This window comes from Salipaludibacillus keqinensis (assembly GCF_003226325.1).
GTDB lineage: Bacteria > Bacillota > Bacilli > Bacillales > Salisediminibacteriaceae > Salipaludibacillus > Salipaludibacillus keqinensis.
Genome location: NZ_PDOD01000002.1, coordinates 1 through 18,632 on the forward strand (window position 1 = coordinate 1; position 18,632 = coordinate 18,632).

15 protein-coding genes and 1 pseudogene are annotated in these 18,632 nt (G+C 38.4%); all 16 read right to left on the reverse strand.

Going from position 1 to position 18,632, the window contains the following annotated elements; translation table 11 throughout:
* Nucleotides 1-283, reverse strand: a pseudogene (locus CR194_RS07195) (hypothetical protein); the annotation flags it as partial.
* A gap of 367 nt (nucleotides 284-650) precedes the next feature.
* Nucleotides 651-1,676: a TAXI family TRAP transporter solute-binding subunit gene (locus tag CR194_RS07200; RefSeq protein WP_110609009.1), complete on the reverse strand. Its 1,026-nt coding sequence runs from the start codon at nucleotides 1,674-1,676 to the stop codon at nucleotides 651-653.
* A gap of 17 nt (nucleotides 1,677-1,693) precedes the next feature.
* Nucleotides 1,694-3,301: a long-chain-fatty-acid--CoA ligase gene (locus CR194_RS07205; protein ID WP_110609010.1), complete on the reverse strand. Its 1,608-nt coding sequence runs from the start codon at nucleotides 3,299-3,301 to the stop codon at nucleotides 1,694-1,696.
* 132 nt (nucleotides 3,302-3,433) lie between these two features.
* Nucleotides 3,434-5,395 (reverse strand): TRAP transporter permease, encoded by a 1,962-nt coding sequence (locus tag CR194_RS07210; RefSeq protein ID WP_110609011.1) that lies wholly within the window; start codon nucleotides 5,393-5,395, stop codon nucleotides 3,434-3,436.
* A 47-nt stretch (nucleotides 5,396-5,442) separates the two neighbouring features.
* Complete coding sequence (locus tag CR194_RS07215; protein WP_110609012.1) at nucleotides 5,443-6,630, reverse strand: thiolase family protein; 1,188 nt, start codon at nucleotides 6,628-6,630, stop codon at nucleotides 5,443-5,445.
* Between the two features lie 45 nt (nucleotides 6,631-6,675).
* Nucleotides 6,676-7,827: an acyl-CoA dehydrogenase family protein gene (locus CR194_RS07220; protein WP_110609013.1), complete on the reverse strand. Its 1,152-nt coding sequence runs from the start codon at nucleotides 7,825-7,827 to the stop codon at nucleotides 6,676-6,678.
* A 12-nt stretch (nucleotides 7,828-7,839) separates the two neighbouring features.
* Nucleotides 7,840-8,685, reverse strand: coding sequence for a 3-hydroxyacyl-CoA dehydrogenase family protein (locus CR194_RS07225; RefSeq protein ID WP_110609938.1), 846 nt, complete (start codon nucleotides 8,683-8,685; stop codon nucleotides 7,840-7,842).
* Between the two features lie 16 nt (nucleotides 8,686-8,701).
* Nucleotides 8,702-9,682, reverse strand: coding sequence for an electron transfer flavoprotein subunit alpha/FixB family protein (locus tag CR194_RS07230; protein ID WP_110609014.1), 981 nt, complete (start codon nucleotides 9,680-9,682; stop codon nucleotides 8,702-8,704).
* A gap of 13 nt (nucleotides 9,683-9,695) precedes the next feature.
* Entirely contained in the window at nucleotides 9,696-10,469 is a 774-nt protein-coding gene (locus CR194_RS07235) for an electron transfer flavoprotein subunit beta/FixA family protein (RefSeq protein ID WP_110609015.1), read from the reverse strand.
* 4 nt (nucleotides 10,470-10,473) lie between these two features.
* Nucleotides 10,474-10,884: a PaaI family thioesterase gene (locus CR194_RS07240; protein ID WP_110609016.1), complete on the reverse strand. Its 411-nt coding sequence runs from the start codon at nucleotides 10,882-10,884 to the stop codon at nucleotides 10,474-10,476.
* Between the two features lie 16 nt (nucleotides 10,885-10,900).
* Nucleotides 10,901-11,680 (reverse strand): enoyl-CoA hydratase/isomerase family protein, encoded by a 780-nt coding sequence (locus CR194_RS07245; RefSeq protein WP_110609017.1) that lies wholly within the window; start codon nucleotides 11,678-11,680, stop codon nucleotides 10,901-10,903.
* Nucleotides 11,681-11,715: 35 nt separating this feature from the next.
* A complete protein-coding gene (locus CR194_RS07250) occupies nucleotides 11,716-12,582 on the reverse strand; it encodes a 3-hydroxyacyl-CoA dehydrogenase family protein (protein ID WP_110609018.1) in 867 nt (288 codons plus the stop codon).
* Nucleotides 12,583-12,603: 21 nt separating this feature from the next.
* Nucleotides 12,604-14,232 carry a long-chain-fatty-acid--CoA ligase gene (locus CR194_RS07255; RefSeq protein ID WP_233254271.1) on the reverse strand — a complete coding sequence of 543 codons (1,629 nt, stop codon included), beginning with the start codon at nucleotides 14,230-14,232 and terminating at the stop codon, nucleotides 12,604-12,606.
* Nucleotides 14,233-14,244: 12 nt separating this feature from the next.
* Nucleotides 14,245-15,396, reverse strand: a complete 1,152-nt coding sequence (locus tag CR194_RS07260; protein WP_110609019.1) for an acyl-CoA dehydrogenase family protein — start codon at nucleotides 15,394-15,396, stop codon at nucleotides 14,245-14,247.
* 196 nt (nucleotides 15,397-15,592) lie between these two features.
* Nucleotides 15,593-17,269, reverse strand: a complete 1,677-nt coding sequence (locus tag CR194_RS07265; protein WP_110609020.1) for a sigma-54 interaction domain-containing protein — start codon at nucleotides 17,267-17,269, stop codon at nucleotides 15,593-15,595.
* Nucleotides 17,266-18,183, reverse strand: a complete 918-nt coding sequence (locus CR194_RS07270) for a ketopantoate reductase family protein (RefSeq protein ID WP_110609021.1) — start codon at nucleotides 18,181-18,183, stop codon at nucleotides 17,266-17,268. The genes CR194_RS07265 and CR194_RS07270 overlap by 4 nt, the downstream gene beginning before the upstream one ends.
* Nucleotides 18,184-18,632 lie beyond the last annotated feature (449 nt).

An 18,632-nucleotide genomic window follows, 5' to 3' on the forward strand; every position in this document is an offset into this window, starting at 1 on the left:
AACCTTTCCAAATCACGTCGATAGCACTGAATTGTACTAACAGAAAACCATAGAAAAACATGACGTGAATAATCCCGCTTTTCTTATCCTTCAATAATTTTTTTTGTCCAAATACCATGGTCATCATCGCTACACGCCGGTCTTTTATTGAGGTAATAAACTTTGGCTTCTTTCCCATTTTGATATAGGCCATTCTCGTTTTGACAAGACTTACGAAAAGATAAACGGCATATAACGTAATTGCTAGAAAGCCAATTAAGTTTATATATAGATATGTATCCATATTGAATTCTCCTTTCTTTGTGTCCTCTCAATTTACCTCTCAAAACCGCTTCTCCATGTAATTATTATTCAAGTCGATTCCATCTATTTTTATGGTTAATATTCTCATAGGGAAGTCTTTTAAGTATAGAGAGGGTAATTTCTTAGCATTAATTTACTTAGTAGATCCATTATTAGTAGACGTTAAATGCCAAACAATTAAAGCAGTGGCTAGGAAATAAATGATGCAGCCACTGCTAAGTAAATGAGGTCTTGCTCTCTAGAAGAAGAGACCTGGTTAGGTATCACTTCAAACTATATACTATTCTTTATTTCAGGCTGAAATCTTATTTATTAAAACTCTAAGATTACTAGCTTTCGAGGAAGACTTATTCAGCAACACCAATTTCCTCGTAATAACGCTTAGCTCCAGGGTGCATATTTTCTTCAGCATCGACTAACTCATGATATCCAATTTCAAGATCAAAGTACTCACCGCGGTTCGGTTGTTCCTCTACAAAACGGTCAACATTCTCCCACAGTGCTTTCGTTAACTCATAAACAGTATCTTCATCCATATCTTTATTTACAACGAGCATAGCCATGGTCGTAACAGTGTTTACATCCTCTTCTTGATTTGCATAAGAACCACTAGGAATACTTAGATCAGTTGTATAACCGAAACCTGCTTCTTCTAAATTATCCAGTGCATCCTGAGGGATATCCAGAGGTCTGATCGGATTTGTTGTATCTAATTCACTCAGTCCAGTGACGTAAGGAGACCCTCCTTGAACGACCATATCAATATTTCCGTCTCTCATTTGATTGTTTGCATCACCGTAGTTATTGTAGGTCACACTCCCACCGTTGTTTTCAATATCCTCTATTGTATAACCCATAGCTTCAAAAACTCGCACTGCCGTTTGAGAACTTGCATCATTTGCTTCTCCTGGAATAATATCAGCACCATTTTCTAAAGCGTCCTCAATAGATTCATAAGGACTTGAATCTAAGACCGCAAAGTTCCATAATGTAGGATACAATACTGCCATTCCCATAAGATCATCTTGAGGATCATCTTCAAAAGATCCTCTTCCTTCTTTTGCATCGGCGAAGTCAGATGCAAAAGCCATACCAGTTAACATTTCACTTCCATCGTTAACATCTCTAATATTTCCAATAGCTCCGCCTTCAACCACAGTAATATTTGAACCTTCTAAATCATCCATCCAAATATCTGACAATAATGTGGAAAGTGGATACCACCCAGAGGCTGTTGGTCCTGAAATATGTGAGTGCATTAAATCTTCGCCTCCGCCCCCATCTCCGTTTCCACCTCCGCTTGCATTATCGTCTCCGCAAGCTGTTAATGTCATTAATCCTGCTAATCCAGTTACTACCATAAATTTTTTCATAATATTAACCCTTCTTTCTACTTTGTATTATTAAGATTTTTTATTTCTTTCTGTAGTTCACGACGCAAAATTTTTCCTACACTCGTTTTAGGCAACTCTGAACGAAATTCAATATAAGCAGGCACTTTGAAGACTGACAGCCGCTTTTTCAGAAATACTTTTAATTCTTCTTGTGTAACGCTTTCCCCTTTCTTAAGAACCACAGCAGCATAGATTGTCTCACCTCTATAAGGATCGGGGACCCCGAACACTACTGCTTCGTTTATCGCAGGATGTTCATAAAACACTTGCTCTACCTCAACTGGGTAAATGTTGTAACCACTTGCGATAATTAGTTCTTTTTTTCTTCCTACGATGTAAAAATATCCATCTTCATCCATTCTTGCTAAGTCTCCAGTATAGAGCCAACCATTTTTCAACGTTCGATTTGTTTCCTTTTCATTTCTCCAGTAACCTTTCATCACTTGAGGTCCTTTAATAAGCAATTCACCAACTTCGCCATTTGGAAGCGCTTCTATTCCTTCTGCTTGGTCGACAATTAGGCAATCTGTATTGGGAACTGGAATACCGATACTTCCAACTTTTCTAATTCCCATTGTAGGATTGCGGTGTGTGGTTGGCGAAGTTTCAGATAGACCGTAGCCCTCTAATATTTGCGCACCGGTTTTTCTTTCAAACTCTTCTATTATTTCTATCGGCAAAGGTGCAGAGCCTGCCATACATAATTTCAGAGATTGCATGGCTTCTTCTGTCGCCTCTGGGTGTCGCAAGAGTGAGACGTACATTGTGGGCACACCAGAAAATAAGGTCGGCCTTTCCTTTCGAATCAAGTCGAGTAGACTCTTCGGTTCAAAACGCGAGACACATATGACGGCGGTTCTACGAAACATAGCTAGTAATAGAACAGCAGTCATTCCATATACATGATAAAAAGGTGCAACGCCTAAAATTTTCTCATCTTTTTTGTCCATTTCCTTAACTGTGAAATGATAGTTTTGATAAATATTGGAGTAAATATTTTGATGCGTGAGCATTACTCCTTTGCTTTTCCCTGTAGTGCCTCCCGTATATTGAAGAACGGCAATATCCTCTTTAGGGTTAATAGTAGGTTTGGGAGCCTGGTATGGTAACCCTTCCTTTATCAATTCTTCGAAAGAAGAGGCCGTTGGCGATGATTTGGCCTTGACGAATATTTGCTCCACATGAGAATTAGTGATAGCTTTTTCTATTTTTTCTTGCTGGTTTGTACTGGCAACCACCCACGTTGCCTCTGAATCAATAATTAAATTATTTAATTCGCTGCTAGTGTACAAGGGGTTTGCTTGTACCACTATCCCCCCCAGACGCTGAACTGCAAAGTAACAAGTAATATATTCTTTGCTGTTAAATAAGGAAATAAGCATTTTATCCCCTTGCTTGAATCCTTTATTAGATAAGGAATCGGCCAGTGCTGCAACTTTTTCATATAATGTTTTGTAGTTCCACCGATCCGCTCCATCAATAACAGCGGTATTATTCGGAGACTTTTCATATGCCTCATTTAGAATGGAGAACAAGGAACAGTTTGGTATGGAAACATGCTTTTGTACTCCCTTTGGGTAATTAATATGCCAAGGACGTATCATGTCATTGTCAGTCTCCTTTAAATGCTTAGAATGTCATAATAATCATGCAACTTTACAAGATGTCTAAACTTTAAAAATAGGGACTTATCAATAAACGTTCCAATCTCACTAACTCGAAAGTGCTTTTTCATATTAAGCAACAGTGTTAGAAGTTATAAGTTCTTTCCGATTGTTATACCACTGAATCGCAAATATACTTAGGAAAACAGCTACCCCGAGTAAATCTGAGATTGGTTCATAGGTAACAAGTAGTACGGCTGAGATTAAGAAAGACATTCGTTGCCATAAGTTTGTTCTGGAAACTGCAAAGCCTTGAATAAAGCAAGCAAACGCAATAAGGCCAATGGTCGCAGTACTTACTCCTAATATAACCGTTCCTGTACTACCATCTAAGAGCAAGTTTGGATTATAGATGAACATGTAAGGGAGCAAAAAGCCTGCGATTCCAATTCTCAATGATTGAAAAGAAGTTTGAAGCGGTTGGCCTCCAGCTATTCCAGCAGTAACGTAAGAGGTGATTGCTACCGGCGGAGTAATTCCAGAAAAGATTCCGAAATAAAATACAAATAAATGAGCCGCTATAACTGGTACATCTAACTGAATCAATCCGCCAACAGCTACTGTAGCCAAGATTACATATGCAGAAACAGTCGGCATACCCATTCCTAGAATAATAGACGCAACCATGATTAATAGGAGCATTGGTAGTAAATTACCTCCAGATAAATCAATGGCTAACCGGGAAAAGCGTGTTCCTAGACCTGTCATAATAACAGCACCTGTAATAACACCAGCACCGGCACATGCCATGATTGTAGAAATTGAATTCTGGATGCCAGCCTCGATCGCTGCTAAGAACTTCATGAAAGACAATCTTGTTTCTTTACGAAGTAAACTAATTATCATTAATGATACAATGGCCCACATACCGGCCCTCATAGGACTAAATCCTTGAACCATCATATAAACAATAAGAATTAAAGGAATAATTAAGTAGCCTCGTTTTAAAATTACATCCCAAAAGTTAGGAAGATCTTCCTTCGGTAAACCCTTCAATCCTTGCTTTCGAGCTTGTAAGTAAATCATTACACAGGCCATAAAGAAATAGAGTAACGCTGGTATCAACGCGTATCCGGCTATCTGAATGAACGGGATACCTGTGTACTCCGCCATGATGAAAGCTGCAGCTCCCATAATCGGAGGCATGATTTGACCACCCTGGGAAGCCACTGCTTCTACTCCACCAGAAAAATTCTTAGAATACCCTACTTTACGCATCAATGGGATCGTAAAAGGGCCCGTCATAGAAGCATTTGCTACTCCATTACCGGTGATCGTCCCCATCATACCACTGGACAAAACAGAGGCAAGAGCAGGACCTCCACGAATCCTTCCAGTTAAGGAAAATGCAAAATCTATGAAAAACTGACCAGCACCTGTCCTTAATAACAAAGAAGCAAACAGTAAGAATAAAATTAAAACTGTCGATGCAATATAAATAGGATCAGAGAAGATACCATTGGTTGAAATATACATAGTATCAATGAGCCGGTTAAAGCTGTAACCTGGGTGTCCCGCTAAACCTGGAAAATACGGTCCGGCAAATACATAAAAAATAAAAAATACAGTTAGAACAGACATAGCTATTCCAATGGTTCGACGAACCCCCTCTACGATCAAGGCCAACATTAATGTTCCGGCCACTTTATCAAGAGGTATCATATTTCCACTCCGTAATGAAATGTCGGGGTAAGAGAAATATGTAATGAATATAAGAATGAACGACAATCCAATAGGCACCATATCGAATAAAGGGTGCAAAGAAGTCCGCCCTTTTTTATATGGGACAAAACTAAAACATAACATTAGTGCCACGGAAGTAAAGACCGCTCTATGCTGCCAAGCCGGCATCCCACCAAAAGCTGCTGAGTATAAGATATAAAGGGCTAATCCAATACTTACAGCAGATAAAAACAATCTCCACGCGCGATACCCTACAGACATGTTGTTTGTAAAATCGAGCGACTGTTCGATGTTGCTTCGCTCTTCCATATCTGCTTCTAAATCTATTTTTTCATCTTTATTGGTATTCATCTAATACCCCCTTTATCCTTTGCATTGTTTGAATACGAGGCTTATAACTACAAGGCTTCGACCATCATGGCCATACCTTGTCCACCTCCAACACAAAGTGTCGCAATTCCTTTTTTCAGCTCGTTTCTTTTTAGTTCATGAACCAATGAGGTTAAAATCCTTGCTCCTGTTGCACCGAGAGGATGACCGAGAGCAATAGCACCTCCGTTTACATTTACTTTGTCTGTTGGTAGAGAAAGTTCTCGAATTACTGCTAATGCCTGAGAAGCGAAAGCTTCATTCAGTTCAAATCGGTCGATACCATCCACTCGTTCACCTGTTTGCCTCAACAATTTTTGAACAGCTGGAATTGGACCTACACCCATAATTTCAGGCGCTACACCAACAGAACACCATCCGGTAATTTTGGCTAGAGGCTGCAAATTTAACTCCTCCGCTTTTTCGCGACTCATCAACACTAAAGCTGCAGCTCCATCGTTTCTTCCACACGCATTCCCTGCAGTTACTGATCCTTCTTTTCGGAAAACAGGATTTAATTTTTCTAACTTCTCCAAAGTAGTGGATGGTCTTGGAAATTCATCTTCACTAAAGGTATACGTTTGTTTCCGGCCTTCGATCGTAATGGGATGGATCTCTTCTTCAAAAATACCGTTTTCTTTAGCTTTTTTATATCTCTCTTGACTCTGTACAGCAAAAACGTCTTGATCCTCCCTCGACACTTGATATCGTTCCGCTACATTTTCTGCAGTTTGGCCCATCCCTAGTCCTTCACCGTACACTTCCATTGGCTGTTGGCCATTTTCAGAGTTCGGATCCACGAGTTTAGGAGTACCACCAAATCGAGCTTCTCTTAAATATAATGGGGAATCGCTCATATTCTCTGTACCCCCGGCGACAACAATGTCTGCTTGTCCTGTCATAATTTGTTGGGCAGCTGACCCTACACTTTGTATGGATGAAGCACAGAGCCGATTAATAGTATAACTTGGGACTTCCACTGGAATTCCAGCTCTTAATGCCGCTACTCTAGCCACATTTGATGACTTTGTAGTTTGTCTTACTTCTCCTAAAATCACTTCATCTACCATTGCAGGATCAACAGTAGCTCGTTTAAGAGACTCTTGAATAACCTCAGCAGCGAGATAGCCCGAATCCATATTTTTCAATGAACCTCCGTATTTTCCAATAGCTGTTCTTACCGCACTTATGATTACGACTTCCTTTTGTTGCGTCATTCGTTTCTCCTCCTCAATTATTACGTTTTTTCGATCTTCTAAGAGTTACTTCTTGTATTCTTTTCTAAGTTGACCGGAAATGATATTCTTTTGTATTTCAGATGTTCCCTCATAAATCCTAGTAATTCTAGCATCGCGGAAATAACGTTCAATTGGATATTCAGAGATATAGCCAATCCCACCATGAACCTGCACTGCTTTATCTGCCACTCGTTGATAAACTTCCGATCCAAATAACTTGAGCATTGCTGCTTCTTTAATTACTTTTTGTCCTTGATCTACCATCCAAGCTACTCGATATGTAAATGAACGAAGAGCTTCCGTGTCCATCGCCATTTCTGCCAACATATGTGCAACGGCCTGGTGTTCAATAATTGGCACATTAAATTGTTTTCGTTCTTCTACAAATTCCATCGACATATCTATTAATTTTTGACATGAACCTAAATTACGAGCGGCTAATCCTGCTCTTCCGTTCGCTAAAATTTTTAAAGCGTTTACATATCCTTGACCTTCCTCGCCAAGAACATTTTCAATTGGTACCTCGCAATCCTCAAAGAATAGCTCTGCTGATTGAGATCCTTTTAAACCCATCTTCTTTTCAACAGCTCCCACTTTAAATCCAGGAAAATCTTTTTCAACAATAAAGGATGTAATCCCTTTCGCTCCTTTTTCTGGGTTTGTTATTGCCATCACTGTGAAGACATCCGCAACAGTAGCGTTCGTAATATAGTGCTTTGACCCATTTAATATAAACTTGTCACCTTGTCTTACGGCAGTGGTTTTCAAGTTTGTAGCATGAGAACCTGCTGACGGCTCTGTTAAAGCAAAAGCGCCAATTTTTTCCCCTCTAGCCATGGCTGGTAAATATTTTTTCTTTTGCTCTTCATTTCCCATATCTACAATACCCACAGTTCCAATTCCGGTATGAGCACCGATTAATGTCGTATAACCGTTATGAGTCTTGCCTACTTCTTCATAAAGTGCACACTTTCCAACCATGCCAATGCCAAGACCGCCATATTCTTCAGGAATACTCAATCCAAAGAGTCCCATTTCCTTAGACATCGCAATTATCTTATGAGGGATTTCATCTTTTTCTTCGATCTCCATTGCGAATGGATCTACTTCATTCTTTACAAATTCTCTAATATTTCTTTTTAAAAATTGAATATCTTCATTTAAGCTGAAGTCCATATTTCTCACCTCTTATGAATAATCGTAAAAACCTTTGCCGGTTTTTCTTCCTAACCGACCTGCTTTCACGTATTTAACTAGTATTGGACACGGTCTATATTTCTCGCCTAAAGTTTTATAGAGATATTCCATATTTCGAAGTCTAGTATCAAGTCCGACTAGATCGGCTAACTCAAGAGGGCCCATAGGGTGGTTTAAACCTAAACTCATAGCTTTGTCGATACCTTCTGGCGTAGAAACTCCTTCCATAACCATATTCATTGCTTCGTTACCAATAAGACAGTTCATACGACTAACAGCGAAGCCTGGAAATTCGTTCACTTTTACGCATTCTTTTCCCATCTTCCCCCCAACTGCAAAAACTTTCTCAATTGTTTCCTCAGATGTTTCAAGCCCGCAAATAACCTCAATTAATTTCATTTTTGGAACAGGATTGAAAAAGTGCATAGCTATAAATTTCTCTGGTCGACTTGTCTGTGCTGCAATTTCTGTCGGACTCATTGTTGAAGTATTGGTTGCAAATATGGCATGCTGTGGCGTAATTTCATCTAGTTGCTTAAAGATTTTTGTTTTTAACTCCATTAATTCTAGAACTGCTTCAATCACAAGGTCTGCATCTTTTCCTGCTTTCTTGATGTCAGTAGTGAAGGAGATATTGTTTTGTGCAATTCTTGCTTGTTCTTCAGTTATAAAACCTCTGACTACGCTTTTCTCGAATTGCATAGTCAGATATTCTTCTGCTTTACGCAGAACTTCCTCACTTATATCTTGAAGCTTAACCTGGAATCCAGCTAGAGCACCGACATAACCTATGCCTCTGCCCATCGTGCCGGAGCCAATAACTGCTAAGTTGTTGATCATCATGTATCCTCCATTATGCGTTTGAATATATCTCTTTTTTTAATATTTCTTTAAGTAACGGTACAACTTCAAACAAGTCACCAACAATACTATAATCGGCCACTTCTAAAATCGGAGCTTCTGGATCTTTATTAATTGCTACAATCACTTTAGCATTCGACATTCCCGCTAAATGCTGAATAGCTCCGGAAAGTCCAATCGCGAAATAAAGGTCTGGGGTGACTACTTTACCTGTTTGACCAATTTGCAAAGAGTAATCACAATACTCAGCGTCACATGCACCACGAGATGCTCCTACGCCCGCCCCTAATATGTCTGCAAGCTCATATAATGTATTAAAACCTTCTGCGCTTTTCACACCTCGTCCACCTGCAACAATGATATTAGCTTCAGACAAGTCTATGCCTCCAGTGGACTTTTTCACTGTGTCCTTAATGATGGTGCGCAAGTCTTTAATGCTAAGGTCCACAGAAGTAATCTCCCCATTTCTTGCTTCATCTTTTTCAAGGGCAGGGATGTTATTTGGCCGGACTGTAGCGAAAATCGGACCTTCTTCTATTTGTTTTTTTTCAAATGCTTTTCCAGAATAAATCGGGCGTGTAAATATAACGTTATCGCCCTCCACTTCCAAGTCAACAACATCTGAAATGAGTCCTGATTGTAATTCAGCTGCTACCTGGGGCGCTAAATCTTTCCCCATAGAAGTGTGTCCCAGAATAATGCTTTCTGGATTTTCGTTGTTACATAATTGAATGACAGCTTGTCGGTAAGCATCTGTCGTATATTTTTTAAGATTATCATCTTCAGAAACGAGAACACGATCTGCTCCGTATTGAATTAGCTGGCTTGCACGTTGTTGGGAATTCTCACCGAATAGAGCGCCTACAACTTCACCTTCACCAGCAATTTTACGTGCCGCTGCTAGACACTCAAATGATAGATTTCGAAGTTCGCCTTCTCGCATTTCTCCAATAACTAATACTTTTTTATTCATTTATAACCCTCCATTAAAGAACCTTGGATTTTGTTTTCAACAGTTCAACTAATTCCTTTGCCTGTTCTTCCATGTCACCTTTTAAAACTCTACCAGCCGTTCGCTCTGGTGGAAGATAAAGTTCAACTGACTTACTTTTCGCTTGAATGTCTTCTTCTTCAAGATCGAGATCATCATAATCAATCGTTTCCAAAGGCTTTTTCTTTGCTTTCATAATGCCAGGTAACGAAGGATATCTAGGTTCATTGAGCCCCTGCTGACACGTTACTAAAACCGGTAAAGTTGTTTCAACAGTTTCAACATCCCCTTCAACATCACGCTCAATCGTTACTTTGTCACCTTCGACCTCAATTTTGGTTATTGTTGTTACTAAGTTAATATCAAGTTTTCTAGCTACACGTGGTGCCACTTGCCCTGACCCATCATCAATAGCTAAATTTCCGCCGAGAATCATATCGAAGTCCTGCGTTTTCAAATAGGAAGTGAGTATTTCAGCAATAGAGAAATGATCTAATTCCACGTCCACATCTTCTGTATCAATTAATACTGCCTTGTCGGCTCCCATAGCAAGTGCTGTTCGAAGCTCCTTCTCTGCTTCTTCATCACCTACAGTTACTACCTTCACTTCTCCTCCGTGCTTTTCCCGAAGAAGAATAGCTTCTTCAATCGCGTACTCATCATAAGGGTTAATGATAAACTCAGCTTCTTCTTCATCAATCAGTCCGTTTTTGATCGAAATTCTGTCTTCTGTATCAAATGTCCTTTTCATAATAACTATGAGATCCATGTAATCATCCTCCTGTAGAATGTTTTACTTTAAAGACGCCAGTAGCTTTTGCCAAAACGTCTCCTTCTTCATTTGTTACTTCCCCCTCGCAGGTAACAATGCGATAGCCTTGCTGCAAGATCTTTGCTTTTCCTATTAATACTCCTTTTTGTATCGCTGCAAAATAATTTACATTTAAATTCACTGTGACGATATCTTTATTCACCACGTCTCGAACTGAGATACTCATAATGTTATCTAACATCGTCGCGTAAACTCCACCATGCACCGTGCCATTCGTATTGATCAAATGTTTTTTTATCGGGAGTTCCAGTACTATTCCGTCTTTGTCTCCTTGTAATAGTTTAAAACCTAAATGAGCGAAAAAGGGACTTGCGTTGAATCTCTCTTCTAATGTTGCGTATTTTACAGTCATTGGAACCCCTCCTATATTAAGAACCTTTGAAATTTGGTTTTCTTTTTTCTAAAAAAGCAGTGGTTCCTTCTGACTTGTCTTCAGAGTTGAACAAAATTGCTTGTGATAGTTTTTCAATAATTTGACCTGTTTTAGCATCTGTCTCATAGCCTTGAGTAACTGCTAATTTAGCCAGCTTTACGGCTAGAGGTCCTTTGTTGAGAATTTGAGCCGCTACTCCTTTAGTGCGTTCAAGAAGTTCCTCTGGAGGAACAACTTCACTGACAAGCCCAAACTGGTAAGCTTCCTCACTGGATACGATTTTACCTGTAAGAATCCATTCCATCGCTTTTCCTTTCCCTATTAATCTGGAAAGCCTTTGTGTACCGCCGGCCCCCGGAATAATTGATAAGTTAAGCTCAGGCAGACCAAACTTTGCATTTTCAGAAGCAACGCGAATATCACATGCCATCGCTAGTTCACATCCGCCTCCTAGAGCATATCCATTGACCATAGCTATCGTTGGTTTTCCATATCCTTCGATATAGTCATACATTTGTTGCATGGTATTGTGTTCTAAGGCGTCGATCGCTGTTTTTTTCTGTAATTGTGAAATATCAGCACCAGCTGCAAAGGACTTATCCCCTTGACCTGTAAAAATGATACATTCTATCTCATTATTACTTTTAATCTCTTCTAGAGCTTGAAGGATCTCATCTAACGTATCTTTATTAATTGCGTTTCTCACTTCTGCTCTATTAATGGTAATGGTTGCTAATTTGTCGTTTGTATTTATTAAAATGTTTTCATAACTCATCTAATAGATATCCCCCTCATAAATTATCGAATGTTTTATACGTATGAATAGAAACCTTTTCCTGTTTTACGTCCTAATTCGCCTTTTTCTACTTTATCTATAATGACTTGCGACGGTTTATCTTCTTCTTTTCCTGATTCTTTATAACGCTGTTGACGAACGTTGTAATGAACATCCAACCCAGTTAAGTCGATCAATGCAAAAGGGCCAATTGGGTGATTCAAGGCTTTCATACAAGCTAGATCAATCTCTTCAGCGGTCGCGATTTCATTTTCATACAAGTACAACGCTTCATTCATTAATTTACCTAATATTCGATTAGCCACGAACCCGGATATTTCTTTTTTAAGTAAAATTGGCGTTTTATTTAATTTCTTAGCTAGATCAAATGCAGTTTCAGCCGTTTCTTTTGAAGTATGAGGTCCTTGAACAACTTCTACCAGCTCCATTACCAAAGCAGGGTTGAAGAAGTGGAAGTTACACACTTTCTCCGGTCTTTTCGTCGCATCGGCAATCTGGGAACTAACGATGGTAGAGCTGTTTGTAGATAGAATGGAATGAGACGGCGTAAATTGATCCAGTTTTTCGAAGAGGTCTCGTTTTATCTCTAAATTTTCTACGATAGCTTCGATTACAAAATCACTATCTTTTACCGCTTCTTCTAATGAAGGGATAAACGAAAGGCGATTAAAGGCACTTTCTACTTCTTCCTTAGAGATTTTTCCTTTTTCAACTCTTTTATATAATCTATCTTTTAATTCTTTTTCCGCTTTTTCCAAGCTCTGCTTATTAAGATCTTGCAAACTTACTTTAAAACCGGATAAAGCACTTACCATTGCGATTTGTGAGCCCATAGCTCCTGCACCAATGACACTTATTTTCTTTATTTGTTCAGCGTTCATAAATTTCAGACCACCTTTGAATTACTTTTTTTCTTTTGCGCCAATTTTATCTTTTTCAACTTCTTGCTCAACCAATTTTCTCCTTAAAACTTTACCTACTGTGGTTTTCGGTAATTCATCTCTGAATGAAATTTCTTTTGGCACTTTGTAACGGGCTATTTTTTCGTTGCACCACGATTTTATGTCATCTTCTGTAAGTGAAACACCTTCTTTAGGTACGATCACAGCCTTTACCGTTTCACCTCGGTACGAATTAGGAACCCCGAACACACACGCTTCTTTAACATTCGGATGTTCGTACAGTACTTCTTCGCATTCGGCTGGATATACGTTATAACCGCTTGCAATAATTAAGTCTTTTTTTCTGCCAACAATATAAAAGTATCCATCTTTATCCATTGTTGCTAAATCACCTGTGTAAAACCATCCGTCCCGCATACAGGACGCCGTTTCTACTTCATTATTCCAATAGCCTTTCATTACTTGGGGACCTTTAATGATTAATTCCCCTACTCCTCCTAGATCAACTTCTTCTTCGCCTTCAAATTGATCGACTACTTTAGCGTCTGTATTAGGAATTGGAATGCCAATACTACCGGGTTTTCGATTATCCCCAACAGGGTTTCTATGAGTAACAGGCGAGCACTCAGATAAACCGTACCCTTCTATAATTTGTGAACCGGTTTTTTCTTCGAATTTATTCATAATCTCTAATGGTAATGGGGCAGAGCCACTAATACACCTTTTAATAGATTGCAGTGTTTCCGCTGAAGCTTCAGGATGATCCAATATAGCTATGTACATTGTTGGAACTCCTGAAAATAGTGTTGGTTTATGCTTTTTCATCACCTGTATGAACCTATCAACATCGAATTTCTTCATACATATAAGAGCTGCAGCTCTTAAGACTGAAAGGTTTAATCCACTCGTCATTCCGTAGACATGAAAGAAAGGAGCCACAGCTAAAACACGTTCTCCTGGACGTTTTAGACCTTTCGTCGTAAAAATAAAACTCTGGTACACGTTTGCCACTAAGTTATAGTGAGTCAGCATAACACCTTTACTTTTACCCGTCGTTCCCCCCGTGTATTGAAGGACTGCGAGATCTTGTTTAGGTAGAATAGAAACTTCCGGAAGATCTACCATTTTGATATCTTCTATCAAGCTGTATAAATCATACTCGTCTTCTGAAAGCTCTTGTTCTCCAGAGCTGTAAACATTCTTAGTTATCCCAGAAATTTTTTGCATTTTCTCCCTTTGATCTCTAGTGCTAAAAAACCAGCTCGATCGAGAATTTTCAAGCAAATGATTGAGTTCATTAACTTGATAGAGAGGATTCGCTTGCACAACTACGCCTCCTAAGCGAAGAACAGCATAGTAACAAATGATATACTCAGCACAGTTCGGAAACATGAGAATGGCACGTTCCCCTTTTTTAAAGCCGTTATGATGAAGAGAAGAAGCTAATCGGTCTACCTTCGCTTTTAGTTCCCCATATGTTAACTCTTGCCTTTCATCGACCACTGCAGTTTGTTCTGGATAATCTTTGACCGAACGATCCAACATTTCATATAGATTAATCTTAGGGATCTCAACTTCTTCCGGTATGTCTTTTGGATAGAACTTATGCCACCTTTTCTTCAAGTTCACTCCTCCTTTGTTCTAAATCTTGTTCTCATTCAAAATATGTTTCGCCACGATCACTCTTTGAATCTCATTTGTACCTTCATAAATTTTCGTAATTCTTGCATCTCTGTAGAATCTCTCAATAGGGTATTCAGCTATGTACCCCATTCCACCATGAATCTGAACTGCTTTGTCAGCTACTTTATTAAACACTTCGGAAGCAAACATCTTAGCCATAGAGGCTTCTTTGATCGCTTTCTTTCCCTCGTCAATTAGGCTCGCTGCTTTCATCGTCAACTGCTTGGCAGCTTCTGTTTCTGTAGCCATATCCGCTAACATCCATTGAATACCTTGGTTTACAGCAATAGGCTTTCCAAACTGAACACGCTCGTTTGCGTATCTGGCAGACATCTCAATTAATTTTTCAGATGATCCAACTGCACGTGCAGCGAGGCCAACTCTACCTTCGCCGAGAATTGTTAAAGCAGAAACATACCCCATCCCTACTTGGCCAATAACGTTTTCTTCAGGCACTTCACAATCTTCGAATATAATTTGAGACGAGTGAGAACCTCTTAATCCCATTTTTTTATCTTCTGCTCCTACGCTGAAACCTGGGAAATCTTTCTCTACTAGAAAAGCAGTAATGCCACCCTTCGCTCCTTTTTCTTTATCTGTAATAGCAAATACAGTAATGACATCTGCAATCGGTCCGTTTGTGATGTAGTGTTTCAATCCATTCAAGATCCATTTATTCCCCTTTTTTTCTGCTTTGGTGGATAGATTTGTAGCATCCGAACCAGCGCCTGGCTCTGAAAGGGCAAACGCTCCTATTAGATTACCGGCTGCCATATCTGGCAAATACTTTTGTTTGATTTGTTCCGAACCTAATCTGACTAAGCCTGTACTTCCTATACCTGTATGAGCGCTAATTAAAGAGACATACCCATTATGTGTTCTTCCTAATTGTTCAAGAACAATTGCTTTTCCTGTTGCATTTAGGCCAATTCCTCCATACTCTTCAGGAATACTTAACCCAAAAAGACCAAGTTCTTTCGCTTTATCAACTAGATGTTGGGGAATATGATTCTCATCTTCAATTTGCTGAGCATAAGGATCAACTTCATTTTCAACAAAATTCCGAATCATAGTTTTCATTTGGGATACTTCACTTGCTGTAGCTGACATTAAAAACACTCCCTAAATCATTAATTTTTTGTTCACTCTTTTATATATGCAAGAATGATGCCAAAAATAAAAAACGCTATATGAAAGCGTTTTTTAAAATGTGTCTATTTTGTGAATTCATTTTTGTATCAATATTCTGAAATTTAAGGCAATTTGTCGATTCATTTTTGTATCACGATTCATTTTTGTATCGAAGTTAATCTTCTAATTTTATATTATATTTTTGTAATTTTCTTACGATAGTTGCTTGGCTCGTTTTCAAATGTTTAGCCACTTCGTATGTGGTGCTCCATTTTTTTGCCGCTAATAATAATGTTTGTTTTTCGGCTTTTTCGACACTTTCCTTTAGAGGGAGAATCGTCTCTTCAAACATGTAACAATTATCTTGTTTGTATTCTTCCGGCAAATCATGAAATGTCAATTCATTAGCAGGAGTAGTAAGCATCATTCGCTCTACTAAATTAGCAAGTTCCCTTACATTTCCCGGCCAATCGTAATGGTAAAAAAACTCTTTTAACGTACGATCAATTTTCTTGGAAAGCTCGTATTTTTTGTTATACTTCTCTCTGATTGATTCTACTAGTGGTAAAATGTCTTCTTTTCTATCTCTTAAGGAAGGAACATGAACTGGAACTACGTGCAAACGGTAATAAAGATCTTCACGAAATAATCCTTCATTAACCATCTTCTTAAGATCCTTATTCGTCGCTGCTATCACTCGAACATCGACATATTTTAATTTGGTACCACCTACACGCTGAATTTCTTTTTCTTGTAGAACTCGGAGTAGTTTTACTTGCAGTTCATGAGGCATATCTCCTACTTCATCTAAAAATATTATTCCATTATTAGCTAATTCAAAGACCCCTGGTTTACCGGAAGAACTTGCTCCTGAAAAAGCTCCAGCTTCATATCCAAATAATTCTGATTCCAATAAGTCCTTAGGAATAGCACCACAATTGATTTTAATAAGCTCTCCTTTATCTGAGCGATCGCTCACACGATAAATATGTCTAGCAAGAACATCTTTTCCTACACCTGTTTCCCCCGTAATTAATACAGTAGTTTCAACATTTGCAAGTCTATCTGCAATGTTGAAAATCTCAATCATCTTCTCACTTTTAATGACCACCTCTGGATCTTGTTTCGTATAGGCTTTTAACCTTTCCACTTCTACTTCATATTTCTTATTCAATTCTTGAACTTCCTTTAAATGCTCATGTAAATGATTTAACTCAGAGAGATCACGGATATTCGTCACAACCTTGTCAATCTCACCTTTTTCGTCAAGAATTGGACTGCCTGTCATCATCGTCTCTTTTTGATTATAATTTTTTTGTATAATATTTACTGTTTTTTTGGTTTCAAGCACTTTAGCAGTAATGGACTCTTTCAGAATGCCTCGCTCTATCAAATCTTTTACATTTTTCCCTATATAATAATGTTTAGGAATACCTGAAATACGCTCAATAGCAGAATTTGTTTTTAATGTATTTCCTTTATTATCCGTAATATAAATTCCATCGTATGAGTTCTCAATAATCGCATCCAGTTCTCGATTAAATTTATTCAGACCTTTAATATGTTCTTCCATTTTCGCGTAATCTTCCCCAGATAGCGCGATACACGCTAGTTCATTCCGGTCTTCAATATTCCATTCTTTCAAAAAGAATAAGAAAGGTTTATCGTCCAGCCGTCCTAAGAAGGTAGTTTTACTCGTATCAAACGCAGTGAAAATACGGTCTGCCTGTGCTCCCGGTTTTACTATCCCTTGGAAAAGCTTAAAAGCTACTTCATTACAGGTTAGAATAGTAGCTTTTTTATCAACAGTAAAAAAAGCATAAGGGAGGTCATATGATGTGATGACACTCATTGGCTTGTCCTTTGTTGATCAATGAATATTAGTAAAGAATAAAGAGTGTCCAATACTGGTGTTTCAAGATTTAGCTCCTCAGCCGTTTTAACAAAGTATCCACACAAGGATTCAACTTCCATAGCTCTTCCCTTTTCTTTATCTTGCAGCATGGAGGTTTTATGACCCCTGACTAATTTAGCAGTTTCAAATACCCTGTCGATGGTTTTATCTCTTAAATTTATATTTAAATTCTTAACGATTTGTACAATTTCCTTTAATATTGCCTTAGAAGTGTTGAGAAGTTCCGGATTGTCCAATATTTCACCAACTGTAGCTCCACTAATAGCAGAAAGCGGATTGAACGTAACATTCCAAAGGGACTTTTCCCATTTACGTCCGATAATACGATCGCTGTACTTTGTGTGAAGCCCTGCCTCTTCGAACATCTTTACAATGTTTTTAATACTTTCCTCATTGGTAGTGGTTAAACCTCCCACATAGAAAATATGGTTGCCGTCCTGTCTCACAACTCCAGGCGATTCGACTTGGGCTGAAATGTGTGCTGCACCTGAAAGAATTTGACCCTCCTCAAAGATTTCAGTCAAAATCTCTTCATTGTTTACCCCGTTTTGAAAAGTTAAAATAAAACTGTCTTTCTTAATATAAGGGGCTATATTCCTAGCCATTCGCTCTGTTTCAGTAGATTTAACCGTAAATAGAATGAGATCTGCCTCACTTACTGATTCAAATGATTCTGTGAAATGACTTTTAACAATTTCACCATCCAAACCACTAGTTAACTGTAAACCATTTTCTTGCATTTTAATTAGATGCTCTCCTCTGGCAATGAAAGAAACGTTATGCCCCTGACGACTAAGCATACCACCTAAAAACCCACCAATTGCTCCTGCACCCGCAACTGTTATATTCATGAAATCTCACCCTTCCTTAGAAAGATCTATTTTAAGACTTTATCTAAAATTCTAACAATTGATATTTCACGATGATTCTCTCTGGAAATACTATCTTTGTTTTAGTGTTTAAACGCTTACAAAATATGATTTAATATTTTACTTGTGATAGTAATATGTTAAATAAAATTAGCACTAATAGGCAACGTCTTTCTTTCAAAAAATAGTCTTAACCTGTTTATTTTGTCACTATAACTCTTTTCCACAGAATTATTCAACCTTTTTTTAATAGTAATTTTCCCTATATAAACTCAAACAATATACTGTATTTCTTGAAAATCTCGTATTATCCTAGGTCGATACTTCTATCAAATATATTAAATAAACGGAGGGGGTACGGTAGTCATACACTCAATTGTTGGGGTGATATAATTACATGAGCAGGTAATATTATATCCAATTTTATCATT